Genomic DNA, 26530 nt, shown 5'->3' on the forward strand with positions numbered 1-26530 from the left:
GAGCTGTATAATGGCCGCAATAACTTACAGGGCCCGATGCCAAGTATGAAATACAAAGACCTACGCGATTTTATCAGCCAGCTGGAACAGCGGGGCGAGCTGGTGCGGGTAACCGCAGAAGTAGACCCGGTGCTGGAAATGACCGAAATTGCCGACCGCACCCTGCGGGCCGGGGGCCCGGCCATTTTGTTTGAAAACCCGAAAGGCTATAACATGCCGGTGCTAGCCAACCTGTTTGGCACGCCACAACGGGTGGCGCTGGGCATGGGCCAGGAAGAAGTATCGGCGCTGCGTGAAGTCGGTAAGCTGCTGGCTTTTTTAAAAGAACCCGAGCCGCCAAAAGGCCTGAAAGATGCGTTTAGCAAACTGCCGCTGTTTAAGCAGGTGTTGAACATGTCCCCTAAGCAGGTAAAAAAAGCACCATGTCAGCAAATTGTGCTGACGGATGAGCAGGTTGATTTGACGCAACTGCCGGTCATGACCTGCTGGCCAGGCGATGCGGCCCCTTTAATTACCTGGGGTTTAACCGTCACCAAAGGGCCGCATAAAGAGCGGCAGAACCTGGGCATTTACCGCCAGCAAGTGCTTAGTAAAAATAAACTGATTATGCGCTGGTTATCCCACCGCGGCGGTGCCCTGGATTTTTATGAGTTTCAAAAAGCCAACCCGGGCCAGAATTACCCGGTGTCGGTGGCGTTAGGTGCCGATCCGGCTACTATATTAGGTGCGGTAACCCCGGTGCCGGATACTTTATCTGAATACGGCTTTGCCGGCTTGCTGCGCGGTGATAACACCGAAGTAGTGAAATGTATCAGTAATGATTTACAGGTACCGGCCAGTGCCGAGATTGTGCTGGAAGGCTATATTGCGCCAGGAGAAATGGCAGCGGAAGGGCCTTACGGTGACCATACCGGTTATTACAACGAAGTGGATAACTTTCCGGTATTTACCGTTACCCATATTACCATGCGCAAAGACCCGATTTACCACAGTACTTATACCGGCCGGCCACCAGATGAACCAGCAATTCTTGGTGTGGCGCTGAATGAAGTATTTGTGCCGATCCTGCAAAAGCAGTTTCCGGAAATTACCGACTTTTACCTACCGCCGGAGGGCTGTTCGTATCGGCTGGCGGTTGTTACCATGAAAAAACAGTACCCGGGCCATGCCAAGCGGGTAATGATGGGAGTCTGGTCTTATTTACGCCAGTTTATGTATACCAAATTTGTGATTGTCTGTGATGATGATATTAATGCCCGTGACTGGCAGGATGTGATCTGGGCCATTACCACCCGGATGGACCCGGCGCGCGATACTACTCTGGTTGAAAACACCCCGATAGATTACCTCGATTTTGCCTCGCCGGTATCGGGCCTAGGCTCGAAAATGGGTATGGACGCCACCAACAAATGGCCAGGCGAAACCAGCCGCGAATGGGGCGAGCCGATCGTCATGGATCAGGCGACGAAACAGCGGGTAGACGCTATCTGGGACAGCCTCGGTATCATACTGCCGGTGAAGGAGCCCAGGCTTTGAGCTTTAACGTTACCATAGCCCCGGCCCAACTCAGTTTTACGGTGCAGGACGGGGAAACCATTCTTACTGCCGCCCTGCGCAGTGGTATCGATTTCCCTAACCGTTGCAGCCAGGGCGTTTGTACCAGCTGCGTCTGCAAGCTTAAAAGCGGTGAAGTACGTTATGCCGAACCGCAGCCACTAACCGAAGTGGACAAACAACAGCAGTTTACTTATTGTTGCCTGGCGTATCCGGTCAGCGATCTGGTATTACACCACCCTTTTATCAGTGGCTAACAGCAAGCCGTGACCAACCACCAGCGAATGAGCCATCGGAGAACAACATCGTTATGACCAACACTGCCAACACCACTGCTATTGCCTGCAACGTAAATTCTGTGGAAGCGCTGACGCCAGGGATCAGCAGAGTGATACTAAGCCCGGAGCAAGCCTCGGGTTACCAGGCCGGTCAGTATCTGCAACTGGTGTTAAGCGCGGACGATAAACGCCCATTCTCCATCGCCAGTATTGCCAGTAGCAAGCTGCTGGAGCTGCATATTGGCACACCGGCCGGCGATACCTGGTCCAGTGCGGCCCTAACCCATATTGAACAGCAATTCCGCGCTGGCTTACCAGTGATGGCAGAAATTGGCCTGGGCCAGGCGCAGCTGCGCCAGGACAGTAAAAGGCCGGTGATTTTACTGGCCGGTGGCACCGGTTTTTCGTATGTCTATGCCATAGCACAAGCGCTCAGCGCTGCTAACGCCAGCCAACCGGTATTTTTATATTGGGGGGTGCGCCACGAAGAAGCGTTGTATTATCAAACTGAATTACAGCAATGGGTCAGCCAGCATAAGCAGTTCCGCTTTATCCCGGTAGTGCAGCAACCCGGCGCAGATTGGCAAGGCCGCACGGGGCTGGTACACGAGGCAGTGTTAGCCGATTTTGTTTCGCTGGAAGCCTACGATATTTATATCGCCGGCCCCTTCGCCATGGCTGGGGTAGCCCGTGAAGCCTTTGCCGAACAAGGCGCCCACCGCGAGCATATGTTTGCCGATGCGTTTGCTTATATCTGAGGTTAGTTTACACCTTTAAACAACGGTGCCAGCAGTTTGATATGACCGCTGGCAAGCCACTAGTTTACTCCTGCTCATTACATTAGCTGTTTTTTCAGCTCTTTCGCTTGCGGGTAGCGAAGTGCAATAGCATGCTCTAACAGATCCATACCCTGCTGCCGGTCACCCTCTAAAATCATCCTGCTGCCCGCCCACGCCATCACCACCGGATCTTTCTTCGATAGCAGATAGCGCTCCCAGCGAGGGTCGTTTGCCGCCATAATTTGCTGCGCCCGCTGGTCTCCATTGCGCGCAGCCAACTCCCACCAGAAATAAGGGGTGAGTGACGGCACCACCTTTATTACGTGTCTTACATTAATATCTGCTGATAATTTGTCAGACAAGCGGTTAATCCGATATTCACCGGCGGAGCCTCCTTTGCTTACCTGCAGACCAAGAAGGTCAATATTTTGGCTATCGGGATAAAAGTGGCGGTTGCTCACTTCGGTAATAATTCCCCGCTCATTGAGCGTGATCGTAGCCCAGCCACTAAACTGTTCAATTTTTACGTTGGGTGTTTTTTTACTGGCAAAAAAAGATAGATCAGGCAACTCTGCTGATACCTTTGCTGTTTCATCTTCTACAAAATAATGCTGACTGTAGGATGAGGCCAGTGACAAAAGCGTGCCGAGCACTTCCTGATAGTTAGGCACTCCAGCCACCGCATAGTGCCACAAGTTTTCTTTCTTAATCAGTTTGGTTAGTTGCGGAGCATCAATGTAACCATCACCCAGAGTGTAGTCGAGCTTAACCCGAACCAGATGTTTTTTATCACCAGGCTGATACTTCCAGCGTTTTACCGCATTTATCGCTGACTTTTCAAACACCCCTTGCGGGAAAGCATCCAGGGTATCAACTGATGTCACTGAACCAGACTCATCCACCAGAAATCTTAAATTCACATAGCCAAACTGGCCATTAATAGCAGCGTTTCTGGGGTAGCGCGGATGCGCACGTTTTATCGCTGTTGGCATTTCATGTTCAGCATGTTTTGTGGTTTGCGGCTCAATCTTGGGGATGAAAACCTGCTCCTGCAATGACGCCAGAATGTGTTGTATCGACTGGCTCTGCTCTGGGGTCAGCTTAGCTTTGAGCTGGCTTGCCAATTGGCCGGCGCTAGGGTGCCCCAGCACGCCAGCTAATTCAAATAGTGAAACGGCTTTGACCAGGTCAACATCTTCTCCCTCGCCGTGATACGCCATGGCAGCAAGATTATAGGCTGCCATGTCATTACCTACTTCTAACAGCTCAGTAAAACCTTCACGCGCTGATTTGTAGTCTTTAGCATCATAAGCCAACATTGCATCCAGCCAGTTTGCAGCCAGGCCCGCACCAGACCAAAGCAACAAGAATGTTAAAATTACAAAACGCATGACGACTCCCTGTTAATTTTTTTATTTCAATATAGAGTAACAGATGGTTTCATAGGTTGCAGTATCTTTTTTGGTAACAGCAAAGCCATTGGCCGTCTGGTATGGCCAGTTAAACTGTGCCACAATTACGGCCTTTGAAACAACGGAATCTGGCTTATGCAACATAAAACCCTGATCAAAGTTCGTGGTTATCATCTGGATATTTATCAGCACGTCAATAATGCCCGCTACCTGGAGTTTCTGGAGGAAGCCCGCTGGGGCTATCTGGAAGACAGCGGCGATATCGAGTGGTTTGCCAGACATAAGCTGGCCTGGATTATAGTGAACATTAATATTAACTATCGGGTAGCGGCGACTATGGGCGATACCCTGGAAATATTTACCCGCTTTAGCAAAATTGGCGGTAAAAGTGCCGTGGTTAAACAGGAAGTACGGATTGCCGGCAAAGATGCTATCGCCGCTGATGCCGAAGTGACCATTGTGTGTCTTGATCAGAAAACTGGTAAACCCGTCGTGATTGAGGGAGAACTGAAAAGCCGGCTCGAGCAGCATATTGCTGAAAGCTGATTAGCGCTTAATATGCTTATCCAGCGCCTGCTTTAACAGCTCTCGGGTGCTGATTTCATCGCCGCAGGGTACCCGCTTTGCTGCCATTAGCGCTGCAAAGCCGTCTTTTGACGGGTCACCAATACGACACCCGTCTTTCGTCCTTATAATTTGCAGGCCATCATCTAATTGCGCCACAACTTGTGCTTTTGGGTCCTGACTTATCGGCCAGTGCTGTTTATCCACCGTTAGTTTTGGCTGTTGCTGCTGTTGGATAAATTGCTGGTAGCTGGCAGTTGCTGCGCGGTCAATGGCTGCCTGATCAGGTTCAGCAACCCGGTTTAGGGCGCGTTGTGCCAGGTTGCTCTGCTGTGCCGGCCGGGTCTGACTTACTGCCATTGCAGGTGGTGCCTGATCAATTGCCGGAGGTGTAGCCGGGGACACGTCAGGTTGTGGGGTTGCCATACCGGCATTCTCAGTTAGCTTTTGCTCACTGGCTACTGAACCCGCAGTCATAGCCTTTTCTGGTGCCTGTTCAGTAACGCTTGGCGGGCTGGGCGGTGGTGGTTGGTATAAAAATGAGGCAATGGGTTCAGCTGGAGGCAGCACTGCATGCTGACTAACCGGCAGACTCAGCAGCAGGGCAAATATCAGGCCGTGGATCAGCAATGCCAGCAGAACAGCATTGCCATATTCACTGATAAAGCGCGTTAGAGGGTGTGTAACAGCCGACAATATTTGCTGCCCCGAGCCTGATATTGTTTTATCAGCATCAGACTCTTGTCGCAGCAATTAATTCCGCTGTCGCATAAACTTAGCAACAACTCTTTAAGTTTAGTAAGGGTTTGTCGGGGTATAGAAGTTACTGTTATTACCATTAATACTTAACCGGCTGGCTGGTACTGAACTGGTATGGTTGAGTAAATGATAGCGCTGGCCTGCCTGCAGTTTGTAATACAGCAGGTCATCGATAATTACCGGCTTACCACACTCCGTTTGCCGGAAGGTCGTTTGCTGATCAGCACGCAGCAGGTAAACTTCATGCTCGCCGAAAACCTCGGTATTACCGCTGCGATCGACCCATAGGGCGGTGCGCTCTGATACGCCGATACCGGTAATTTGCTGTTGCTGGTGGTGAGCAAGAAACACCATAAGCCGGCCCATTCTGTCGCGTTGTTTAAAATGGGTATCGCTAAGGGTATTGCCCAGCATTGGCGCTTCTAAAAAGTCCGGGCTGAAAGCGATATTAGTATCACAGAAATCTTGTACCACTTCTTTTGACACTGCACTGCCCACACCAGCAGGATTATAAATAATACTGCTGAGAATGGCATTGCCAGCCGAAGTGCCGCCAATAATGGCGCCACGCTGATAAGCCTCATGTAATGACTGTTGCAATGTCGTGTCTTGCCAGTTTGCAATATAAGTTGACTGATCACCCCCGGCAAACCAGATAAACTCGGCACTGCGTACTGCCCAGCTGACATAATCGCTGTTTGCTTTATCCCTGCTATCAACCAACAAGGTTTCAACCGATGCGGCCTGTAATAAATTCAGTAAATAATCGTTGTAGCCGGCTGCACCCTGGGTCCGCAAGACCAACACGTTGCCGCCTTGAATATAAGGCCGCACTTTGTCGGCAAAAATGCTGTCTACATCTGTACTGCCGCCCATCAGGATAATGCCTGCTTGCTCCGGCGACAGCGGCACGCAAACATCTTCGTTATAACCAACAGCATAACGCTGCAGAGAGCCAGGTTTCATTGGCCGTGGCCCGAAGCCACACTGTTCAGCATTAGCCAGCACATCCAAGGCAGTTTTGGTATCTGGCTCCAATCCCTGCTGACTGCAACCTGCCAGCAGCGCAACCAGCAATAATAAACATAATTTCATCTTCACTTTACCTTAAACAAGTCTGCCACCTCGCGGTGGCAGACTACTTTTACCTCACCAAACCGGGCTTAATAGGGATTAGCCGGATTATAGAAACTACCACTACGGCCATCTATGCTTAGCCGCGATGGGCTGACACTGCTGCTATTGTTCAGTAGGTTGTAGCTCTGGCCTGGCAACACTTTATAGCGCAGTAAATCGTTGATGATTACCGGCTGGCCACAGTTGGTTTGCTGATACTGGGTTTGGCCATCAGCACGCAACACGTAAACCTCGTGGCTCCCATCTACCACACCGTTACCGTCTGCAGTTACAAATAATGATGTTGCCTCTGATACCGCCACTACCCGGCCACTGCTGCCCAGCCTGGCCTGAAACACCACCGAACGGCCCATCCGGTCGCGTTGTTTAAAGTGGGTGTCGGTAATAATGCCATCTAACAGCGGCAGCCCCAGAAAGTTGCTGCTGATGTTAATCGTTTCATGACAGAAATCGGTTACCGCTTCCGAGCTGATAGCACCCAGCACCCCATCCGGATCATAGATGAATTCGCCTAAGACATGATTACCCGCCGAGGTACCGCCCAGCGCCCCGCCTTTGTTATAAACATGCATTAATGCGTCCTGTACCCTGGTACCCTGCCATTGGTTCAGATAGTCAGATTGATCACCACCGGCAATAAACACGAACTCGGCACTGCGAATTGCCCAGTCAACGTAGTCACTATTGGCCTTGGTCCGGGTATTTACAATTAAGGTTTCTACCGAGGCGGCATCGGTCAAACCCTGCAAATAATCGTTATATGCTGCGGTGCCAGAGGTGCGCAGCACCACCACATTACCCCCTTTGATATGCGGCTTGATCCGGTTAGCAAAGGCTGCATCAACATCCGCTCCACCGCCCATCAGCAGTAATGCCGGGGTGTCCAGGCTGACACAGACATCACTACTGCTACCCAGCAGCGTTGCGCTTAAGCCACCCGGTTTCGAGGGCCGGTTACCATAGTTACAGTTCTCTGGTTCTGGTTCCGGCTCAGGGTCGGTACCACCGCCACCACTTTCACCGCTAAAGTTTACCGTTAACTGATAATTGCCGGTGCCGCTGTAACGGGTCACTTTTATAAAATGTGGTCCGGCCGGCGAGGCGGCATAACTGCCGGTTTCCGGGTTGGCACTGCTCTGGCCTGAGGCAATGTAACTGCCGCTGGCACGGTATAAGAACCAGTCAAAGTCATCGTTGTTGTCATGACTAAGGCTTACGTCAATATCGCCGGTAGCGCTGGTATCAAAATAGAACCAGTCCTGATCGTTGCGGCTGCCAATACTGGCTTGCACCGCTACCCCACTGCACAGCGGGCCATCGGCGCCACTTTCGCTATTATTGTTTTCGCTTTCTTGTAATAAACAGGCCTGCGCATTGCCACAAAGCAATAGCGCAACCACGCCTAACAGACTTAGTGCTTTCATTTTTACTTCCTGCATATAGTTTTGTTATAGGAAATGGCCAACAGGCCAGGTTTCTTTGCACGGCAAAACGCCAGGCAAAAGATTTTGAAGCTAACTCAGAGGGAGGGGGCTATTCGTCGAACCACTCAGACAAGTGATAGTCTGTGGCGCACTCATGCAAATAGTTATGCAGATTAGCCGGTTTGGCAACCGACCGCAGTAATTTACTGGCTCCGCATAACAACAGTTTTTGCATAAGTTAGGGTTCGTACCATAATTTGATGACTGTTTAATTACTACTCAATATTGACCTGAATAAGCATGCTGTCAAGCAGAAAACTGATGCAGTTGTAAAAAAAACCGACAGGTACCTGATGCAGGAAAAATTTACCAGAAAAGTGATAATGTCAGTTACCAGGCAGCAACGGCGCCAGTTTTTGCCAATGCTGAAGCTTATCGGCAAAGCGCAGGCTGGCATGCGCCGGGCTGGTGGAAGGCAGTTGCAGTAGTTGCAACCCGTCAGGTAAATGCTGTTTACCAATAACCTGTCGCCGGAAACTTTGCCAGGCTTTGCCACCGTTAAAGGCGATAGCAGTGATTTTATTATGCTGCTGCATAAAGCGGGTAAAATCATTAGGCTGCTCCGCACTTATCGCACTATCCAGGCTACCCTGCCGCTGGCAGTAACCAATCACGTCCCACAGCGCTACCTGCTTTGCCATTAACGCCTGCAGCCGCCCGGGATAACTTAAGGTCGGATCAAAATTAAGAATGCTGGCCATTATTGGCCAGAAGGCATTACGGGGGTGGGCGTAGTATTGTTGCTGTTGCAGCGACTTTGCACCCGGCATACTTCCCAGAATTAACAACCGTGCATCTGGCTGCGCTACCGCAGCCAGACCACTAAGCAAAGGTAACATTAGCGCAGCTCTGGTTGGTACTGCCGGGCTTTTTGCCAGGCTTGCTGCGCCTGTTGCTGCTCACCTTCCTGTTCAGCCAGATACGCCAGCACCGCATACAAATAACCATTACTTGGGTTATCACGTAGCCAGTGCTGAATTTGTTTCCGTAGCCTTAACACTGAATGGCCGAGCGGGATCTGCCTCAAATGTGGCCAGGCCGGCGCTACATCAGCCAGCGACAATGCGGCCACCAGCCGCTTTTCTGCTGCATCTGCCTGGCCGGCATTAGCTTCAGCCCAGGCCAGGCCCAGCGCTGCAGCAGCTGATTTACGTTCTTTGGCGGGTAACGCCTGCCAGTAATCCTGTTGCTGATCAAAGCCGGTTTCACTGCTTAAATGACGAATCGCCTGGGGATAGAGCGCAAAGCGTTGTTGCCGCCAGCTCATTTTATCAAACCAATGCCCGGTTGCCGCACGACCTGCCGCCACTAACAGCTGCTGCCATTGGCCAGCTTGCTGCAAAGCGCGCAGGTACAATTGGCCCAGCGCAGCGTCCACTGGCGGTTGCTGCAATAATGCTTCCAGAATCAACACAGCCTGGCTGGCATGGCCCTGATGCAATAGCATCTCGGCTTCCAGATACTGGCGACTCGGGTCGTCCTCCGCTAACTCTGCCACCAGACTTTTCGCTTGTTCATATTCCCCGGCATAAAACGCGGCATACGCTGCCAGAAAACGTTTTTCATGGCGAAAATCACCGCCCGTCAGCGACTGCTGCAACTGACTGGCTGCTTGCGGCCACTGCCGCCTGGCATAGGCATGCAGTCCACTGGCAAACGCCCGGTTGGCTTTACGCTCGCGGCGGGAATTGAAAAAATTCAGGGAAAAATGTTGAATTCGTAGCAAGTGGCGCACTACTTTGACCAGCAAATACAGCACCAGCAACGCCGCTATCAGCACAATTGCAAAACCCAGTGCCGTCATTTCAATAACGTAGCCGGCCAGTACCAGTTTGATATAGCCAGGGTTATTAGTTAACACCGGCCCTAATAACATCGCCAGGGCCAGTATTGCTATTAGCAGAATGGCCTTGATCATAATTCTGTCTCCGCCATGCTTTGCAGATAATCCTGCAATTGCGGGCCACTTTGCAATGCTGGCAGCTGTTGTTCGCTGATATCAATGGCGGCCAGTGCCAGTAGTTTTTCACTGAGTTGCCGCACAGCCGGCTCAGTCGCCTGAAAATGACGCTGCAGCTGATCACTGGCTTGCTGCAAGGCGCTACGATACACCGTAGGCTCAGCCGATAATACGGCCAGCTGTGCCAGCAATAACTGCTGGTTCAGAGCAATCCGTACCATCAGTTGTTGCTCTTCAGTCAGGCTGAAGTAATCTTCCGGCATCGCCACCCGGGCCGAAAACAACTGCTGCAAACTGCTGTCCCAGTAATATTTTAAGGTACTGCGCCAGTTTTTCAGTTCGCCCTGCGGCTCTGCCACGGTAACGCTGAGCTCTGATTGCTGCTGCTTCAGCGCTAAGCCCATACTGCTTTTGCGCATCTGGGCCAGTTCAATATGTATTGCGCTCAGATCGGGGGTTTTTAACGCAGCCAGCGCGGTTAGATCAGCGGCGATCGCCTGACGCACGTTAATTAACGAGGCATCATCCAGCTCTGAGAGTTGCTGCTGCGCCCGTTGTAATAACAGGCGCGCACTATTGATATCCTGATTTAACCACAGGCTGTCATCAGCCCGTTTTAACAGAAACTGAATTTCGGCCAGTGCCCAGTGCCGTGGTGGCGCGCCATCGCTTTGCTGTACCAGCTCGCGCACGGCCTGCATTTGCTGCTGTAATTGTTGTTGCTGGCGCTGCTGCTCGGCGGATAACTGTTGCTCAAAGGCACTCAGGCTCTGTTGCTGGCTGTTCAGACTTTGCTGCAGCTGGCTCTGGCTGCTACTTAGCAACTCAGCACTTTGCCGGTTAACGTCCTGCTGGGCTTGTTGCAATTGTTGCTGCTGGTTTTGCATTTGCTGCCATTGCGGCCACAACCAATACGCTGCCGCAGCCGCCGCAGCCGCTAACAACAGTGAGCAAAGTAATGCCAGCACAGCTATGGCGCGGCCAGCACCGGCAGGGCGTTGTTCCTGTTCAGCAATTTGCTGTTTCAATTGCTCCAGTGGTGCTGCCGATTCTTCAGCCGGGGTCAACTCTGCCTGCTCACTCATAATATTTCCTTGTTAAGCTGAATAATTTGCTGCAGCAACGCCTGATCATTGGCATTCTCTGCCAGGCTGATGTGCTGCTGACTTATACCAAGCGCCAATGCCTGCTCCTGCATGCGCGGGCTTACCAGCAGCCAGTGCCGCTGCTGTAGCCAGGCCAGACCGGCCTCGGGCATTAACGCAAACAGCTGCTGCAAAATTTCGTTACTGGTCGCTACAATACAACGTACCTGCTGTTGCTGCCACAACCGCCATAGCTGAGCACCATCCAGTGGCAGTGGCAACCGGTTGTAACTTTGCACATACTTAACGGTAGCACCACGGGCAATTAATTGCTGCTTAATCAGTTCACGGCCACTGTTGCCGCGGACCACCACCACCTGCTTACCACTAACCTGTTGCAACTGTGGTAACGCCAGCAGGCCTTCGCTACGCTGGTCCTGCGGTACTATTACTTCGCGGCTCGTCCAGCGTTGTAACAGCCCTGCGGTAGTGCTGCCGACCGCAAACAAATGCCCCGGCAACTGCTGCGGGCTAATTTGCTGCTCCAGCGCATGAACCGCACTGACACTGACAAAAATAACCAGTTCAGCCTGCTGCAGCAAGCTGATGTCTTTCGCCTTCAATGTCACCTGCTGCGTGGTGATCAGCGGCTGATAACTATAGGCCACACCCAGCTCATCCAGGCTGGCCAGCAAATTGTCTGCCTTACCGGCTGGCCGGGTGATCAGAAAAGGCGTGGCTATGCTCATGCGTTTGCCTGATAAACCTGTTGCAAAATAGCACCGGCGCCCTGAGCTAATAACTGCTCGGCAACGGCCAGACCAATCTGCTCAGCATGCTCGGCATTGCCGGTTTGCTCGGCGCGGATAATCTGGCTGCCATCAAGCGACCCCACCAGGCCCCGTAACTGCAGCTGATCCCCGCTAAGCGTAGCAAAAGCACCTATCGGCACCTGACAACCGCCCTGTAAACGCCGGTTCATCGCCCGCTCGGCCAGCACACATAGCCGGGTTGGTTGGTGCTCGAGCGGCGCCAGCAATTGCTGAATGGTTTTATCGTCACTGCGACACTCAATACCCACCGCGCCCTGGCCATTGGCCGGCAAGCTTTGCTCAGGCTCAAGGTAACTGGCAATCCTTGCGGCAAAACCAAGCCTGATTAAGCCGGCCGAGGCCAGAATAATGGCGGCAAACTCGCCGTTGTCGAGCTTAGCCAGCCGGGTGTTCACGTTGCCGCGCAAGTCGCGCACCGTTAAATCTGGCCGCAACGCTTTCAGCTGACATTGCCGGCGCAGGCTGGAGGTACCGACCACGGCGCCCTGCGGCAACTGCGAAAGATCCTGAAACTGGTTTGACACAAAGGCATCCCGTGGATCTTCACGCTGGCAAATGGTTTGCAGCACCAGGCCGTCCGGAAAAGCTACGGGGACATCTTTAATACTGTGCACAGCGATATCGGCCCGGCCATCGAGCATGGCGGTTTCCAGCTCTTTCACAAATAAGCCTTTGCCACCAATTTTCGCCAGCGGTGTATCAAGAATTTTATCGCCCTGGGTCGACATCGGCACCAGCTCTACCTGCAAAGCCGGGTGGTGCCGCTGCAACTCTGCTTTAACAAATTCAGCCTGCCACAAGGCCAGCGCGCTTTTGCGGGTAGCAATACGTACAATCTGGCTCATGTTAGCTTTCCTTTACGGTCATTAAGCGGCGTTGCAAAAAGCTGCTGATATCGGCCACTTCCTGCGCGCAAACGCTGTGTTGCATCCGGTAATCCTGCCAGCTGACATTAAAGCCGATGCTTTTTAAAGCATGAAACGCCTGCTGGCCGGCAGCCATCGGTACTACCGGGTCCTGGCTACCATGGCCGATAAACACCGGAGTTGCCTTATTAGCAGATGTTGCCTCTGCAGCCAGTTTTTCCGGCGCGCACATATAGGTTGATAACGCCATCACCCCGGCCAGCTTATATGGTAAGCGAGCAAGTAGATGCAACGCTATCACTCCGCCCTGACTGAACCCTGCCAGCACGATTTGCTCGCTACTCAGACCATCAGCAATCAGTTTATCCAGCAACTGCTGCACTGCGCTGGCCGATTCACGCACACCGGGTTCGTCGGCCCGGTGCGCTAAATCCATGGTTTTAATATCATACCAGGCACGCATCCGCATGCCGCCATTGACTGTCACCGGCCGCTCGGGTGCATGTGGGAACAAAAACCGGATTCCGGCATCAGCAGGTAAACGCAACTCCGGCACTATTGGCGCAAAGCCATGGCCGGAATCACCCAGGCCATGTAACCATATTACTGCAGCCTTGATTGGGCCATTTGGTTTTACATCAACAAAAGGGAGTAACGCCATTATTCTGTTCCAGCTTGCTGCGGAGCCAACTCCACCGGGCTACCAGCCTGTTTTGAGGCCGCATCTGACAGCAGTTGCCAGAATTCGCTGCCGCTGCGGTTATCAATCCACTGCTGATTGCGCCATTCAAAATGATGGCCATTGAATTTAGTGGCCACCCACAACTGTTGCAGTGGCGGTTGTTTGTTAATAATAATTTTGCTTTGATCAGGAAAGGTTATCGACAATAAGCCACCATGCGATTCGTAGTCTAAATCAAGCTCAAGTTGCTCAATCGCCTCTTCTACCGCTAACAGGGTATTGTCGGTTAATTCGTCATATTCTAAGTCATTCATCTGCGTCACCTGTTTGCTTTTATCGCTAAGGATGCGATTATAGAGCGTCAAGCCGTTAAAGAAATAGAAACCATGCAAACGAAGCGCATTTCATCCCAGTTTCTTTTGCCTGCCTGCTTATTGCTGGGCAGCATTATGCTAGCCGCCTGTGGTCAAAAAGGGCCTCTTACCTTACCACAAGCAACACCAGAAGTGGCAGAGCCGGCCGAAGAAAAGCCGGCACAGCCCGGTGTCAATGAAGAACAACCAAGCGCCAGTGAGGAGCCAAGCCGTGGACCACTTTAATTATCAGCACAATACTTTGCACGCCGAACAGGTGGACTTGCATAAACTGGCGGCTGAATTCGGCACCCCTTGCTATGTGTATTCTAAGGCAACCATTGAGCGCCATTATCAGGCCTTTGCCAGTGCGGCGGCCGCGCATCCACACAGCCTGGTATGCTACGCGGTAAAAGCCAACAGTAATCTGGCAGTGTTAAATGTACTGAGTAAGCTGGGCAGTGGTTTTGATATTGTCTCAGGTGGTGAACTGCGCCGGGTTATAGCCGCTGGTGGCGATCCGGCAAAAGTGGTGTTTTCCGGGGTGGCTAAAACCGCCGACGATATGCGTTTTGCGCTGCAGCTGGGTATTAAATGTTTCAACGTCGAGTCAGAGGCAGAACTGGAACGCCTGCAACAGGTGGCCAGCAGCCTGAATATCATGGCGCCGGTATCTCTTAGGGTGAACCCCGATATTGACGCCAAAACCCATCCTTATATTTCTACCGGCTTAAAAGCCAATAAGTTTGGTGTTGATATTTTAAAGGCACCAGACATTTATCGTGCCGCAAGCCAGATGAGCCACCTGCAGCTGGTAGGGGTAGATTGCCATATTGGCTCGCAGCTCACCGAAACCCAGCCGTTTTTAGAAGCACTGGAAAAGCTGCTGCAATTAATTGACGCGCTGAAACAAGATGGCATTCAGCTTAGCCATATTGATATCGGTGGTGGCCTGGGGGTGACGTATGATAAAGAAACACCGCCCGAACCTTATGCTTATATCAGCAAGGTGGTTGAGCGACTGCAACAGTATCCGGAGCTGGAACTGATTATGGAGCCTGGCCGGGCCATTATGGCCAATGCCGGTATTTTGCTGACCAAGGTGGAGTTTCTGAAGCCAGGTCAGGAAAAGAACTTCGCCATTGTCGATGCCGCGATGAACGACTTAATCCGACCGGCGCTGTACAGTGCCTGGCAGAATATTGTGCCGGTAAGCCAGCAAAGCAGCGCAACTGCCCAGCTGTATGATGTAGTAGGCCCGGTGTGTGAAACCGGCGATTTCCTTGGCAAAGACCGGATGCTGGCTATTGCTCAGGACGATTTACTGGCCGTGCGTTCGGCCGGGGCTTATGGCTTTACCATGAGTTCTAATTACAACAGCCGGCCGCGGGTAGCCGAAGTGATGGTAGCGGGCGACCGCTGCCACTTAATCCGGGCACGCGAACAGTGGCAGGATTTATGGCGCGGTGAACAGCTGCTAAGCGAACAGTGATAAGGCTTTGATGATAATTAACTTTTCAAAAATGCATGGCCTGGGCAACGATTTCGTAATGGTCGACAGCGTCAGCCAGAATCTGTTTCTGACCAAAGAGCAAATTCGCCAGCTGGCGGACCGTAATTTCGGCATTGGTTTCGACCAGTTGCTGATGGTTGAGCCGCCTTATGACCCGGAACTGGATTTTCACTACCGGATTTTTAACGCCGATGGCAGTGAGGTAGAACAATGCGGCAATGGCGCCCGTTGTTTTGCCAAATTTGTTCGGCACCGCGGCCTGACCAATAAAAATAAAATTCAGGTTAGTACCAAGTCGGGCAAAATTACTCTGTATGTAGAACAGGACGGCCAGGTAACAGTTAATATGGGCATCCCGCAGCTGGACCCGGCACTGGTACCTTTTAAAGCACAGAAGCAGGAAGCTACCTACATTATGCGCGCCGACGAGCATACCGTGCTTTGTGGCGTAGCCTCGATGGGCAACCCACACGCCGTGCTGGAAGTTGAAGATATTGCCAGCGCCAATGTGGCAGAGCTGGGCCCGCTGCTGGAAGTGCATGAACGTTTTCCGCAAAAAGCCAACATTGGTTTTATGCAGGTGCTGTCGCCACAGCATATTAAACTGCGGGTATGGGAGCGCGGCGCCGGTGAAACCCTGGCCTGTGGTACCGGCGCCTGCGCCGCCGCAGTGATAGGCCAGCTGCAGAAAAAACTCGGGCCACAGGTGCAGGTAGATTTGCCCGGTGGTACCTTACATATTCGCTGGAATGGACCGGGCCAGGTTGTGAAAATGACCGGCCCGGCTGAACACGTATTTGATGGACAACTTTCGTTATGAACGACACCCTGGCTCAGAATAAAGAGGCAATCGCCGCCAGCGTGGTACTGGATTATTTGCAGGACCACCCGGAGTTTTTTCAGCAGTATCCGCAGCTGTTACAACATATGCGCCTGCCACATCAACAACGCGGTAGCGTGTCGCTGGTCGAACGCCAGCTGGAAATGCAACGGACTAAAATTGCCGCGCTGGAAGATGATATTACCCGCTTAATGTCTGTTGCCCGCCAGAACGAACATATTTTTCATGCGCTGAACACCCTGCACTTAAGTTTGCTGCAACACCCGTCGCTGGCCGATGCCGAGCAGGCGCTGCAGCAGTTTGCTAAAAGTATGCCGCAGGTGCATGCCTGCCGGCTGGTATGTCTGCAACCTGACAGCAGTGCCATCAGCCAGTACCAGTTGTTATTATCTCGCCGCTTAAGCAGCGACAATGTGTATCTGGGCCGGTTAAACAAGGAAGAACAGCAGCCGTTATTTGGCGAGTCCATTCATTCAGTTGCCTTACTGCAAATTGGCAGCGGCCCCGGTTTGGCATTGCTGGCCTTTGGCAGCGAGCAGGATGATCACTTTCAGCCGGCCATGGACCGGCTGTTTATCCGCCACCTGGCCAAACTGCTATTGCTGGTATTGCCCGGCCATGACGACAGCTGAGCCGCGCTGGCAACGTGATTTAGAACAATATCTTAGCTATCTGTGCTTTGAGCGTGGCTATGCCAGCCGCACCTTACAAACTTACCGCCAGCAGCTTAGCCTGTTTGCCTCCAACCAGAGTGCCCAGACGGCAGGTACAGAGCCAGCCGAATTCAGCTGGCACCAGCAAACAGAAACCACGCTGCAAACCTATCTGGCTAATGGCCGGCGCCGCGGCCTTAGTGCCCGCAGCCTGGCGTTAACGGTTGCCTCATTGCGCGGCCTGTACCGTTACCTGCAGCAACAGCAGCAGGTGAGCGACAACCCGGCCCAATACCTGACAGTACCCAAACCCAAGGCCAAACTGCCAAAAAATCTTGATATTGATGCCCTGCAGCATTTACTCAGCTTCGATAGCAAAAGCGATGTATTGGCGTGCCGGGATAAAGCCATGCTGGAGTTATTTTACTCGTCCGGCTTGCGCCTGGCAGAGCTGGTGGGCTGCAATATCAATGATATCGACTGGCGCGAACAGTTAATCCGGGTGCGCGGCAAGGGCAGTAAAGAGCGGCAAATACCAATAGGCTCAGTGGCATTAAAAGCGCTGCAGCACTGGCTCAGTCAGCGCCATCTGTTATTGGGCGACGCCACCCCGGAGGCGGATCAAAACGCGCTGTTTTTAAGTAAACAACAGCAGCGGATTTCGGCGCGCCAGGTACGGCAACGGGTTGAACACTGGGCTAAAGTGCAGGGCCTGGGCCAGCAGCTGCATCCGCATATGCTGCGCCACTCTTTTGCCAGCCACGTGCTGCAATCCAGCGGTGACTTGCGCGCGGTGCAGGACTTACTGGGCCATGCTAATCTTAGTACTACCCAGGTTTACACCCACCTCGATTTTCAGCATCTAGCTGCGGTGTACGACAATGCCCACCCGAGGGCCCGGAAAAAAACCTAATGCCAATGCCAGTACGTTTCATGTTGCTTATGTTAGTGTTGCCGCTAAGCGGTGCCGATGCAGCTGAACTGACAACACCAACAGCATCAGCAACGACTTATCAGCAGGTGCGGCTGCAGGCCACCGATATGGCGCAATATGCTCAGGCCAGCATTAGCCTGCACCCTTATATTCTGGCAACCGACCGCACGGCGTTAACCTTAGATGTGCGGCTACCCGCCGCTGAACTGACAGCACTCGCAGACTTTGGTATCAGCTGGCAGCCACTGCCCGCTAATGCCTACCCTAATCTGGATGCCGCACGCCAAACCGCTGCAGCCAGCGAGACAACTTTTGATACCGCTGCTGACACCATAGCCGGCTACCCTTGTTACCACACAGTAGAGGGCACCTATCAGCAGGCAGCACAACTGGCTGCCGATTACCCCGAAATTGCCCAGTGGTCCAGTATTGGCAGCTCCTGGCAGCAGCTGCAGGGCGAAGGCGGTTACCCGCTGATGGTATTGCGACTGGGCCGGCGCGAACCGGTCGCCAACCCGGCCGATGAAAGGCCCATCTTATTTGTGCAAAGCGCCATGCATGCCCGCGAATATGTTACTGCTGAGCTGAACCTGCAATTTGCCCGGCAATTGCTGCAGAATTATCAGCAGCAAGCCGATGCCCATTGGTTGCTGAATTTTACCGAGATTCATTTACTGTTTCAGATGAACCCCGATGGCCGCAAATATGCCGAACAAGGGCAGTTGTGGCGCAAAAATGCCAACCTTAACCATTGTCCGCAGGATGAACCCGGGGTCGATTTAAACCGCAACTTCAGCTACAGCTGGAATATCAGCAGCAATGGTTCCAGCTCCGATGCCTGCTCTACCGTCTACCGCGGCCCGCAGGCAGGCTCTGAGCCAGAAACCCAGGCTGTCGAGAACTACATTCGCCAATTATATAGCGATCGCCGTGGCAGCAGTTTTCAGGATCCGGCGCCAGCCGACACCGCGGGTTTGCATCTCGACTTGCATAGTGCCGGCGAGCTGGTGCTCTGGCCCTGGGGCCATACTACTGCCCCGGCACCGAATGCCAGCCAGCTGCAAACGCTGGGCCGCAAACTGGCCTGGTTTAATAATTACTACCCCAGTCAGAGCATCGGTTTATACCCGACCGACGGTACCAGTGACAGTGTCAGTTACGGTGAACTCGGTGTGGCGGCCATTACCCTGGAACTGGGTACCGGTTTTTTTCAGGGCTGTCCGTTTTTTAGCAACTCACTGTTACCGGCCAACTTACCGCTGCTGAATTATGCCGCTAAAATCAGCAAGGCGCCCTACCAGCTGCCCGCCGGGCCCGACATTAGCTCTGTTAACGTTAACGGTGCCAGCCATGCTTATATTCAGGCCGGGGACGAGGTAACCCTAAGCCTTACCGCCGACGACCAGCGCTTTAGTCAAAGCAATGGCCGTGAGCCGGCTCAAACCGTTGTCGCCGCCAGGATTTACCAGGATGCACCGCCCTGGCACAATAGCAGCGTCGAACTCGGCACCGCTGACATCTTTAATAGCAATGATAATGGCACAGTGGCCAATATGCGGGCTCAGCTGCTGAGCAGTGACTGGCCAGCGGGCAGGCAGCTATTGTATGTGCAGGCTGAAGACAGCGATGGCAACGTCGGCGCTGTCAGCGCAGTTTTTGTTACTGTTGGTGATTTACGCAGCCCGGTCGCTGATTTCAGCGGCCAGTGTACTGCACTTAGCTGCACCTTTGACGCCAGTGCCAGCAGCGCAGATTCAGCCATAACCGCTTACCAGTGGCAGCTGTCTGATGGCAGCAGCTTCAGCGGTGCCACAGTAAACCATCAGTTTGCCAGTGCGGCCAGTTATCAGGTGACGCTAACCATTACCGACAGCGATGAGTTAAGCGCCAGCACCAGAAAAACCGTTACCGTCAGTGCCCCACCCACTCCGCCACCACCGCCTGCCGCGGCAGAAGGCAGTGGTGGCAGCAGCAGTGTGTACGTTTATAGCGGCTTGCTATTGCTGCTGTTTGTCCGTCGTTTTTTTGAGAAAACCAATGCAAATTTATAAAGCCCTGGCGCCATTGCAAGCATTGTCATTTGATTTAGATGACACTTTATACGACAACTCACCGGTTATTGCTGCCGCAGAACAGGCTATGCTGAGTGCGCTGGCAGAGCATGCACCACAGAGTAACCAGACCGACAGTGACTTCTGGTGGCAACACCGTTTGAAACTGGCAAAAGTAACGCCGGAAATTCGCCACGATATTGGCCGCTGGCGTCTGTTAGGTATTGAGGCTGGGCTGCTTGAGCTTGGCATAGCGCAAGCAGAAGCTAAAAAAGTAGCGCAGCAGGGGTATGATGCTTTTCTCGACGCCCGCACCCGGATTAGTGTTACCCCTGAGATCACCGGCCTGTTAACCAAACTGGCCAAACAGTACCGGTTAATTGCCATAACCAATGGCAATGCCTGTATTCAGAAGATGGGCATAGGCGGGTTGTTTGAGTTCAGCCTGCAAGCCGGGCCCGACGGCAAAATGAAACCTTACCCGGATATGTTTCAGCTGGCGGCAGAGCGGCTGCAGCTTAATCCTGCGCAAATTCTGCATATAGGCGATAGCCACCGCGCCGATGTAATGGGTGCCTTAGCAGCTGGCTGCCAGGCCGCCTGGCTGGATCATCATCAGCAACAGGTAAGTACTTTGCCACATATCCGGCTAACGGACGTGCAGCAGTTAAACGCTTTACTGCTGCCAACCAGCTGATACTGGTTATTTATCCACTAAATTCTGTTGCTTTACTTGGCGCTTACGGCAGGGCTGTTATAATGGCCGCAAATGGTTTACTGAGATGTGCTGATGGATGTATCCAACCTGCTGGATGGCTTAAACGATAAACAACGTGACGCGGTGGCAGCACCGGCGCAGCATATGCTGATTTTAGCTGGTGCTGGCAGTGGTAAAACCCGGGTTCTGGTGCATCGTTTAGCCTGGTTAATGCAGGTGGAAACCGTCGCGCCCTATAGCTTACTGGCGGTGACTTTTACCAATAAAGCGGCACAGGAAATGCGCAGCCGGATAGAAAGCACTATTGGCGTCAGCTTAAATAACCTGTGGATGGGTACCTTTCATGGTTTATCGCACCGGATGCTGCGGGCCCATTATCAGCAGGCCGGCTTGCCACAAGGCTTTCAGATCATTGATTCTGATGATCAGTACCGTTTGGTCAAGCGGGTACTTAAGGCGCTGAATCTGGATGAAAAACACTGGCCGGCTAAGCAAATTCAGTGGTTTATTAATGGCCGCAAAGACGACGGTCAGCGCCCGGGCATGATTGACGCCGGCGGCGATTTCAGCCTGCAGCAGATGGTAAAAATTTATGCTGCCTATCAGGAAATGTGTGACCGGGCGGGTTTAGTCGATTTCGCTGAAATTCTGCTACGCAGCTTTGAGTTGTTAAAAAACCATGCCGATGTACGTGGCCATTACCAGCAACGGTTCCGCCATATTCTGGTAGACGAGTTTCAGGATACCAATGCTATTCAATATAACTGGCTGAGGTTACTGGCCGGCACTGCGGCCAAGGTGATGATTGTTGGTGATGACGATCAGTCAATTTACGGCTGGCGCGGTGCCCGGGTTGAAAATATTCAGCAGTTTCTGCGTGATTTTGATGGCGCTGAGACCATTCGGCTGGAGCAAAACTACCGCTCTACTGCCACTATTCTAAAAGCAGCCAATGCCGTGATTGCCAATAACAGTGGCCGGCTGGGTAAGGATTTATGGACTGACGGCAGCGACGGCGAAACCATTTCGCTGTATACCGCTTTCAACGAGCTGGATGAAGCGCGCTTTATCGTATCGCGTATTCGCAGCTGGCATAACCAGGGCGGCAGCCTGACCGAAAGTGCCATTTTGTATCGTAACAATGCCCAGTCACGTGTATTGGAAGAAGCACTTATTCAGGAAGGCCTGCACTATCGCATTTATGGCGGCTTGCGCTTTTATGAGCGGCAGGAGATTAAAGACGCCCTGGCTTACTTAAGACTGATCAGTAATCGCCAGGATGATGCGGCAATGGAGCGGATTATTAATACGCCGGCCCGCGGTATTGGCGATACCACCATGAATAAGGTGCGTGTACACGCCCGCAGCGAGCAACAGACACTGTGGCAGGCGCTGCAGCAGATGTTACAGCAAAAACAACTGAGTGGCCGTGCTGCCAATGCCATTGAGCAGTTTATGCAGTTAATTGACACTCTGGAGCAGGAGCTGACCGATTTACCGTTGTTTGAACAAGCTGAGCATATAATTAAACAGTCGGGCTTATATGCGATGTATCAGGCAGAAAAGGGCGAGAAAGCCCAGACCCGGATTGAAAACTTAAACGAGCTGGTCACAGCCTGTCAGAACTTTAATAGCAGCACCGTTGAAGATATGACGCCACTGGCAGCATTTTTATCGCAGGCCGCACTGGAGGCTGGTGATTATCAGGCCGAAGAGCATTCTGATGCAGTGCAGCTGATGACCCTGCACAGCGCTAAAGGCCTGGAGTTTCCGCTGGTCTTTATTTGTGGCCTGGAGGAGGGCATGTTTCCCAGCCAGCAAAGCGGCGACGACCCGACCCGGTTGGAGGAAGAACGCCGGCTGTGTTACGTCGGCATGACCCGCGCCATGCAGAAACTGTATTTATGCCATGCTGAAAGCCGCCGCTTATATGGCCAGGAGCAATATCATAAAGCTTCGCGTTTTATTCGGGAGATCCCGGCAGAATACCTGGAAGAAATTCGTTTAACTACGCAGGTGAGCCGCCCCTCTCAGGCTGGCCGTTTCGGCAGTGCTGCAAGCCATGTCGCTTTCGAAAATACCGGCTTTAAGCTAGGCCAGCGAGTGCTGCATGACAAATTTGGCGAAGGCACCGTGCTGAATTACGAGGGCGTAGGGCCGCAATCACGCATTCAGGTTAACTTTGACCAGCTTGGCAGCAAATGGCTGATGACAGCCTACGCCAGGCTGCAGGCCGCTGGCTAAATGCCGCTAACAGCCTGCCTGCAACCGCTGCTGGCAGAAGCCGCCGCGCGCCAGATCCGTTTACCGGTGCTGTTGCAAGGCCAGCAAGCTGAGCTGCTGCTCCAGTGCCAGCAGCTGATTGCCACCGTTAAGCCACAAAGCTTGTACTGGCTGGGTGAACAAGCGCCTGCCGCCAGCACTCAGCTCAAACCCGGCAACAACTACCAGCTACTGGGTAGCGAATGCGATATGCTGGTGGTTAATGCCTTCTCTGGTTTTAATGCCGATTTAGTCGCTGCCAGTGCCGGGTGTTTAAAGGCCGGCGGCGTGTGGCTGCTGCTGGCGCCATCCGATGAACATTGGTGCCAGCAGCCAAACCCGGCGCATAGTGCATTGTTACCCTATCCGCTGGATCCTCAACAGCATCAGGGCCAGTTTATTCGCTTCTGGTTAAGCCGGCTAGCGGAGAGTAAGCTGCTAAAGCTTACCTTGAACAATAATCAGCTCACTATTAACCGAACACTCACCCTGCCGGAATATCAGTCGCCTGCAACTGTAGCACCCCCTTATGCCAGCGCTGAGCAACAGCAAGCGGTAGCAGCCATTTTAAAAGTGGTATCAGGCCATCGGAAACGGCCGCTGGTTCTGGTGGCTGATCGCGGTCGTGGTAAATCTGCTGCGTTAGGCTTAGCAGCGGCATTGTTAGTGCAACAGGGTAAAAAACATCTGATCATCACCGCAGCCAGCCCTAATGCAGCGGCCACCGCTATTAATCATTATCAACAGCAATTGTCAGATACCCCGGGCCTGCGCTTTATCGCAGTTGACCAGCTACTGCTGGAACAACCAGAGCTGGATTTATTATTAATTGATGAAGCCGCTGCCCTGCCAACAACGGTACTAAAGCAACTGGCTGATCGCTACAGCCGGATTGTCTTTGCTACTACGGAACATGGTTATGAGGGTACAGGTCGCGGTTTTCAGCTGCGCTTTCAACGCTATTTGGAACAAACCCAAAGTGGCTGGAAGCGGCTGCAAATTAAACAGCCGGTGCGCTATCAGCAGCATGACCCTTTAGAGCAGCTAATCTTTAATAGCTTCTTACTGCAGCAACCTGAAATTGAGCCAGTATACCAGCCCGGCCAACCCATGCAGCTGCGCCAGCATCAGCACAAGGACTGGCTGGCTGCACCGGAGCAACTTAGTGCTGTATTTCACTTACTTAGTCTGGCGCATTATCAGACTCAGGTGAAAGATCTCGTCGCACTGCTGGATAACCCGCAGCTTAGTGTTATTGCCTTGTATCAGCAGGATCAGCTACTAGCTTGTGCATTATTAAGTTATGAAGGCGAGCTGGCGCCTGAACTCTGCCAGCAAATTTATCAGGGTAAGCGCCGGGTACAAGGCCATTTACTGGCGCAAAGTTTGGCATTTCACCTGGCAGAGCCACAACTGGCAAGCCAGCGCCTGGTAAGGGTAATGCGGGTTGCTGTTGCCCAGCCTTTGCAACGGCAAGGCCTGGGCAGTCATTTACTGACTGAGCTCAATAACTTGCTTCAACAACAAAATATTGACTGGTTAGGCACAAGTTTCGGTGTCAGTCCGGCGCTACTGGCATTCTGGCAAGCGGCTGGATATATTCCGGTGCGGCTTAGCCACTTTGCCGACAATGCCAGTAGTGAGCCGTCAGTACTAATGCTTAAGCCAATTAATGGCAGTAAGGAATTAGTGCAGCAGCTTAATCAGCAATTAGCTAATGAACTGTACCATTGCCTGCAAGAATATCCGGCCAATCTGAGTTTCGATGTAATCCGTAAATTGGTCCGGCCACCAACAGTAACGCTAACTGCAGCAGATATCGAACAGCTGCAATTATTCGCAGAGGGGAAACGACCTTATCAGCTTGTCGCTCACCAGCTACTGAACTGGTTTAATTTTCACTATCTTCAGCTTGAGCCTTTTGCTGCTTCAGTTATAGCGGCCCGGTTATGGCAAAAACAAAGCTGGCAGACAATAAGCCAGCGTTTTCAGCTGGCGGGGAAAGCCGCCTGTATTAAAGTGATCCAGCAGCAAATTAGCCGCTGCTGAACGAAACTGCCGGCAGAAATGCTGTTTAAAACACTGGAAAAGTGCTACTGTGCGGCGTTTTTATTTGAATCTTACTGACCACAACCTCTATGACAATGATAGCGCCTCTTCTATTAAGCTTGGCCATAAGCACAGCCGGCTACAGCCAGAGTGAATTGCGTACTTTGCAGTATGCGGTAAATAGTTATGCTTACAGCAATGCTCTGGAGCAATTTTACCAGAATTGTCTTCAGCTCGACCCAGAACAGTATATGGTTAAAAAGCCAGATAACACTCGCTTTCACAACTTGCTACAGCAACAGTTACAACTTGAGATAAACCAATTCGTCAGCAGTGTCGCCACTAACCCGAAGTTACGCCAACGCGCGCCTGATGATATTTCGCTGACTGATTGCAATGATCATGCTGCTTATCAGAAAGTGTTAGACCGGTATGAACTTGAACTGTTTGCCCTGGAAATTGCCACACCGGTTAAGGTAAGTAAGCAGGATGCGGCAAGCCATCGTAAGCAACAGCAGCAATTGGCAATCAAAAGTGCAACAGAGCTATTAGCGCGAAGTAAAGCCGTGGCAATAGTCAGCATTATCGACCGCAATAGTCTTAGTACGCTGGAACAAAGTAACTTTTTACATCCCGAATATAAAGGCCGTTATATTTACAGAGTTGACCAGGGCTGGCGCAACATTCCCTCCAGATATATGGGCATGCAAAGTTATCTGACCGAGCAACAGTATGGCAAAGGCCCCAAAAGCTGGCTGCTATTACTGGACCAGCATAATCAGTTTCTCAAAGTATTCGATGAAGCAGAGGCAAGAGTTTACCTGAACCTGTTAGGTAAACCGGAATGGCATTTTGATAACCAGGGCAACCTGCAGCGTAGATAAAACTCCTCCATCTCCAAATCCCCGAATCCCCCTCAATCCCCTTTTTACAAAGGGGGAGGTTATTCAACGCGCAGTAGTAGCATGGCGACAAATTCGTCAGGAGCGTTTTCACTCGAAACATCCTTGTCGCTCACCTACGGCAGCGTGGTAGTGCAAAACGGCTTTCCTGCCGCTTTGTGGACTGCACGATATTTATTTAGCGACCTCAAAGGTAGCGTAGCGATATAAACTTATTAACAAGTTCGGAGCTAGAAAATAGCATGGCGACAAAACTGCCGGGAGCAGTTTTGGACTGCCGCAGGCAGGCCCGAAGGGCGAAACACAGGGAAGTGTTTCGCAATGCCACAAGCAAAGTGCTGTGGCCGGCGTGGGAGTGTAGTGCGCCGCAGGCGCTTCAATGCAAAAAGGCCCACCCGTTAGGGTAGGCCTTTTGCTTGAATTGGGAGCCTGGCGGTGTACTACTCTCGCATGGCGAATGCCACACTACCATCGTCGCAGCTGCGTTTCACTTCTGAGTTCGGAATGGGATCAGGTGGGTCCACAGCGCTATTGCCACCAGGCAAAAAACTGTCGGGAACAGTTTTTAACGCACTTCAGTGCGGCCCGTTAGGGTAAATTCCAGGATAGGAATTTATAAAAACCATTACCATTACTTAGCAGGCTGATGTTAGTTTCTCACAACTATACTTTCTTCTCGCTACTCTTTATTAGAGTGCGTAAAACATCTTGGGCGTTGTATGGTTAAGCCTCTCGGGCAATTAGTATGAGTTAGCTTAACGTGTCGCCACGCTTCCACACCTCACCTATCAACGTTGTGGTCTCCAACGACCCTTTAGTAGACTCGAAGTCTAAGGGATGACTCATCTTGTGGCCGGCTTC

General features: G+C 52.2%; 25 protein-coding genes and 2 rRNA genes. 14 read left to right on the forward strand and 13 right to left on the reverse strand.

Translation table 11 applies throughout. The annotated features are described in order from the left end of the window. The first annotated feature begins 45 nt into the window (after positions 1-45). Genes ubiD through fre form a run of 3 tightly spaced genes read left to right on the forward strand, consistent with a single transcriptional unit; the run spans position 46 to position 2590 of the window. On the forward strand, positions 46-1536 hold the full coding sequence (gene ubiD, locus CRO03_RS17030; RefSeq protein WP_097112903.1) for a 4-hydroxy-3-polyprenylbenzoate decarboxylase: 1491 nt from the start codon (positions 46-48) through the stop codon (positions 1534-1536). After that, positions 1533-1811, forward strand: a complete 279-nt coding sequence (locus CRO03_RS17035; protein ID WP_097112867.1) for a 2Fe-2S iron-sulfur cluster-binding protein — start codon at positions 1533-1535, stop codon at positions 1809-1811. The genes ubiD and CRO03_RS17035 overlap by 4 nt, the downstream gene beginning before the upstream one ends. Positions 1812-1864: 53 nt before the next feature. Next, the gene (gene fre / locus CRO03_RS17040) at positions 1865-2590 is read left to right on the forward strand and encodes an NAD(P)H-flavin reductase (protein ID WP_097112868.1); all 726 of its coding nucleotides are present in this window, start codon (positions 1865-1867) and stop codon (positions 2588-2590) included. A 77-nt stretch (positions 2591-2667) separates the two neighbouring features. On the opposite strand, the gene CRO03_RS17045 is transcribed toward fre, so the two are convergent. Continuing rightward, the gene (locus CRO03_RS17045) at positions 2668-4002 is read right to left on the reverse strand and encodes a TonB family protein (RefSeq protein ID WP_097112869.1); all 1335 of its coding nucleotides are present in this window, start codon (positions 4000-4002) and stop codon (positions 2668-2670) included. Between the two features lie 156 nt (positions 4003-4158). Between CRO03_RS17045 and CRO03_RS17050 the strand changes: the two genes are divergently transcribed. Continuing rightward, a complete protein-coding gene (locus CRO03_RS17050; RefSeq protein WP_097112870.1) occupies positions 4159-4569 on the forward strand; it encodes an acyl-CoA thioesterase in 411 nt (136 codons plus the stop codon). Here CRO03_RS17050 and CRO03_RS17055 read toward each other — a convergent pair whose 3' ends face one another. From CRO03_RS17055 to cyaY, 10 genes are all read right to left on the reverse strand, one after another. Next, entirely contained in the window at positions 4570-5340 is a 771-nt protein-coding gene (locus CRO03_RS17055; RefSeq protein ID WP_097112871.1) for a hypothetical protein, read from the reverse strand. It lies immediately after the preceding gene. A gap of 42 nt (positions 5341-5382) precedes the next feature. After that, positions 5383-6441 (reverse strand): cyanophycinase, encoded by a 1059-nt coding sequence (locus CRO03_RS17060; RefSeq protein WP_097112872.1) that lies wholly within the window; start codon positions 6439-6441, stop codon positions 5383-5385. Between the two features lie 68 nt (positions 6442-6509). Further along, entirely contained in the window at positions 6510-7907 is a 1398-nt protein-coding gene (locus CRO03_RS17065; protein WP_097112873.1) for a Type 1 glutamine amidotransferase-like domain-containing protein, read from the reverse strand. A 386-nt stretch (positions 7908-8293) separates the two neighbouring features. Next, entirely contained in the window at positions 8294-8806 is a 513-nt protein-coding gene (locus CRO03_RS17070) for a DNA-deoxyinosine glycosylase (protein ID WP_097112874.1), read from the reverse strand. Next, positions 8806-9885 carry a heme biosynthesis HemY N-terminal domain-containing protein gene (locus CRO03_RS17075; protein WP_097112875.1) on the reverse strand — a complete coding sequence of 360 codons (1080 nt, stop codon included), beginning with the start codon at positions 9883-9885 and terminating at the stop codon, positions 8806-8808. Before CRO03_RS17075 ends, CRO03_RS17070 begins: the two co-directional genes overlap by 1 nt. Further along, a complete protein-coding gene (locus tag CRO03_RS17080) occupies positions 9882-11012 on the reverse strand; it encodes a uroporphyrinogen-III C-methyltransferase (protein WP_097112876.1) in 1131 nt (376 codons plus the stop codon). The genes CRO03_RS17075 and CRO03_RS17080 overlap by 4 nt, the downstream gene beginning before the upstream one ends. Next, a complete protein-coding gene (locus CRO03_RS17085; RefSeq protein WP_097112877.1) occupies positions 11009-11761 on the reverse strand; it encodes a uroporphyrinogen-III synthase in 753 nt (250 codons plus the stop codon). Before CRO03_RS17085 ends, CRO03_RS17080 begins: the two co-directional genes overlap by 4 nt. Next, positions 11758-12690, reverse strand: a complete 933-nt coding sequence (gene hemC / locus CRO03_RS17090; RefSeq protein WP_097112878.1) for a hydroxymethylbilane synthase — start codon at positions 12688-12690, stop codon at positions 11758-11760. Before hemC ends, CRO03_RS17085 begins: the two co-directional genes overlap by 4 nt. A gap of 1 nt (position 12691) precedes the next feature. After that, a complete protein-coding gene (locus CRO03_RS17095; RefSeq protein ID WP_097112879.1) occupies positions 12692-13372 on the reverse strand; it encodes an alpha/beta hydrolase in 681 nt (226 codons plus the stop codon). Continuing rightward, the gene (cyaY, locus tag CRO03_RS17100) at positions 13372-13707 is read right to left on the reverse strand and encodes an iron donor protein CyaY (protein WP_097112880.1); all 336 of its coding nucleotides are present in this window, start codon (positions 13705-13707) and stop codon (positions 13372-13374) included. Before cyaY ends, CRO03_RS17095 begins: the two co-directional genes overlap by 1 nt. Before the next feature lie 72 nt (positions 13708-13779). Between cyaY and lptM the strand changes: the two genes are divergently transcribed. From lptM to CRO03_RS17150, 10 genes are all read left to right on the forward strand, one after another. After that, on the forward strand, positions 13780-13992 hold the full coding sequence (gene lptM, locus CRO03_RS17105; protein ID WP_097112881.1) for an LPS translocon maturation chaperone LptM: 213 nt from the start codon (positions 13780-13782) through the stop codon (positions 13990-13992). Then, on the forward strand, positions 13979-15238 hold the full coding sequence (gene lysA / locus CRO03_RS17110; RefSeq protein WP_097112882.1) for a diaminopimelate decarboxylase: 1260 nt from the start codon (positions 13979-13981) through the stop codon (positions 15236-15238). Before lptM ends, lysA begins: the two co-directional genes overlap by 14 nt. Positions 15239-15248: 10 nt before the next feature. Continuing rightward, positions 15249-16079 carry a diaminopimelate epimerase gene (gene dapF / locus CRO03_RS17115; protein ID WP_097112883.1) on the forward strand — a complete coding sequence of 277 codons (831 nt, stop codon included), beginning with the start codon at positions 15249-15251 and terminating at the stop codon, positions 16077-16079. After that, complete coding sequence (locus tag CRO03_RS17120) at positions 16076-16732, forward strand: DUF484 family protein (protein WP_097112884.1); 657 nt, start codon at positions 16076-16078, stop codon at positions 16730-16732. Before dapF ends, CRO03_RS17120 begins: the two co-directional genes overlap by 4 nt. Beyond that, positions 16719-17666 carry a tyrosine recombinase XerC gene (locus tag CRO03_RS17125; RefSeq protein ID WP_097112885.1) on the forward strand — a complete coding sequence of 316 codons (948 nt, stop codon included), beginning with the start codon at positions 16719-16721 and terminating at the stop codon, positions 17664-17666. The genes CRO03_RS17120 and CRO03_RS17125 overlap by 14 nt, the downstream gene beginning before the upstream one ends. Next, positions 17666-19738: a M14 family zinc carboxypeptidase gene (locus CRO03_RS17130; protein ID WP_097112886.1), complete on the forward strand. Its 2073-nt coding sequence runs from the start codon at positions 17666-17668 to the stop codon at positions 19736-19738. The genes CRO03_RS17125 and CRO03_RS17130 overlap by 1 nt, the downstream gene beginning before the upstream one ends. Continuing rightward, positions 19725-20435: an HAD-IA family hydrolase gene (locus tag CRO03_RS17135; RefSeq protein WP_097112887.1), complete on the forward strand. Its 711-nt coding sequence runs from the start codon at positions 19725-19727 to the stop codon at positions 20433-20435. Before CRO03_RS17130 ends, CRO03_RS17135 begins: the two co-directional genes overlap by 14 nt. 93 nt (positions 20436-20528) lie before the next feature. After that, entirely contained in the window at positions 20529-22700 is a 2172-nt protein-coding gene (gene uvrD, locus CRO03_RS17140; RefSeq protein ID WP_097112888.1) for a DNA helicase II, read from the forward strand. Then, positions 22701-24767 (forward strand): tRNA(Met) cytidine acetyltransferase TmcA domain-containing protein, encoded by a 2067-nt coding sequence (locus tag CRO03_RS17145; RefSeq protein ID WP_097112889.1) that lies wholly within the window; start codon positions 22701-22703, stop codon positions 24765-24767. It abuts the gene before it with no gap. Positions 24768-24886: 119 nt separating this feature from the next. Then, positions 24887-25651 (forward strand): hypothetical protein, encoded by a 765-nt coding sequence (locus CRO03_RS17150; RefSeq protein ID WP_141397765.1) that lies wholly within the window; start codon positions 24887-24889, stop codon positions 25649-25651. Between the two features lie 445 nt (positions 25652-26096). Here CRO03_RS17150 and rrf read toward each other — a convergent pair. After that, positions 26097-26211, reverse strand: a 5S ribosomal RNA gene (gene rrf / locus CRO03_RS17155). Between the two features lie 177 nt (positions 26212-26388). Then, a 23S ribosomal RNA gene (locus tag CRO03_RS17160) occupies positions 26389-26530 on the reverse strand; the annotation flags it as partial.

This window comes from Arsukibacterium tuosuense, from assembly GCF_900215315.1.
GTDB lineage: Bacteria > Pseudomonadota > Gammaproteobacteria > Enterobacterales > Alteromonadaceae > Alishewanella > Alishewanella tuosuense.

What these genes read in the sequence shown, in the direction of transcription:
- ubiD (WP_097112903.1), top strand. Translation starts at nt 46, where the DNA reads ATGAAATACAAAGACCTACGCGATTTTATCAGCCAGCTGGAACAGCGG.
- fre (WP_097112868.1), top strand. Translation starts at nt 1,865, where the DNA reads ATGACCAACACTGCCAACACCACTGCTATTGCCTGCAACGTAAATTCT.
- CRO03_RS17045 (WP_097112869.1), bottom strand. Translation starts at nt 4,002, where the DNA reads ATGCGTTTTGTAATTTTAACATTCTTGTTGCTTTGGTCTGGTGCGGGC.
- CRO03_RS17050 (WP_097112870.1), top strand. Translation starts at nt 4,159, where the DNA reads ATGCAACATAAAACCCTGATCAAAGTTCGTGGTTATCATCTGGATATT.
- CRO03_RS17060 (WP_097112872.1), bottom strand. Translation starts at nt 6,441, where the DNA reads ATGAAATTATGTTTATTATTGCTGGTTGCGCTGCTGGCAGGTTGCAGT.
- CRO03_RS17065 (WP_097112873.1), bottom strand. Translation starts at nt 7,907, where the DNA reads ATGAAAGCACTAAGTCTGTTAGGCGTGGTTGCGCTATTGCTTTGTGGC.
- CRO03_RS17070 (WP_097112874.1), bottom strand. Translation starts at nt 8,806, where the DNA reads ATGTTACCTTTGCTTAGTGGTCTGGCTGCGGTAGCGCAGCCAGATGCA.
- CRO03_RS17075 (WP_097112875.1), bottom strand. Translation starts at nt 9,885, where the DNA reads ATGATCAAGGCCATTCTGCTAATAGCAATACTGGCCCTGGCGATGTTA.
- CRO03_RS17080 (WP_097112876.1), bottom strand. Translation starts at nt 11,012, where the DNA reads ATGAGTGAGCAGGCAGAGTTGACCCCGGCTGAAGAATCGGCAGCACCA.
- CRO03_RS17085 (WP_097112877.1), bottom strand. Translation starts at nt 11,761, where the DNA reads ATGAGCATAGCCACGCCTTTTCTGATCACCCGGCCAGCCGGTAAGGCA.
- hemC (WP_097112878.1), bottom strand. Translation starts at nt 12,690, where the DNA reads ATGAGCCAGATTGTACGTATTGCTACCCGCAAAAGCGCGCTGGCCTTG.
- CRO03_RS17095 (WP_097112879.1), bottom strand. Translation starts at nt 13,372, where the DNA reads ATGGCGTTACTCCCTTTTGTTGATGTAAAACCAAATGGCCCAATCAAG.
- cyaY (WP_097112880.1), bottom strand. Translation starts at nt 13,707, where the DNA reads ATGAATGACTTAGAATATGACGAATTAACCGACAATACCCTGTTAGCG.
- lptM (WP_097112881.1), top strand. Translation starts at nt 13,780, where the DNA reads ATGCAAACGAAGCGCATTTCATCCCAGTTTCTTTTGCCTGCCTGCTTA.
- dapF (WP_097112883.1), top strand. Translation starts at nt 15,249, where the DNA reads ATGATAATTAACTTTTCAAAAATGCATGGCCTGGGCAACGATTTCGTA.
- CRO03_RS17120 (WP_097112884.1), top strand. Translation starts at nt 16,076, where the DNA reads ATGAACGACACCCTGGCTCAGAATAAAGAGGCAATCGCCGCCAGCGTG.
- CRO03_RS17125 (WP_097112885.1), top strand. Translation starts at nt 16,719, where the DNA reads ATGACGACAGCTGAGCCGCGCTGGCAACGTGATTTAGAACAATATCTT.
- CRO03_RS17130 (WP_097112886.1), top strand. Translation starts at nt 17,666, where the DNA reads ATGCCAATGCCAGTACGTTTCATGTTGCTTATGTTAGTGTTGCCGCTA.
- CRO03_RS17135 (WP_097112887.1), top strand. Translation starts at nt 19,725, where the DNA reads ATGCAAATTTATAAAGCCCTGGCGCCATTGCAAGCATTGTCATTTGAT.
- uvrD (WP_097112888.1), top strand. Translation starts at nt 20,529, where the DNA reads ATGGATGTATCCAACCTGCTGGATGGCTTAAACGATAAACAACGTGAC.
- CRO03_RS17145 (WP_097112889.1), top strand. Translation starts at nt 22,701, where the DNA reads ATGCCGCTAACAGCCTGCCTGCAACCGCTGCTGGCAGAAGCCGCCGCG.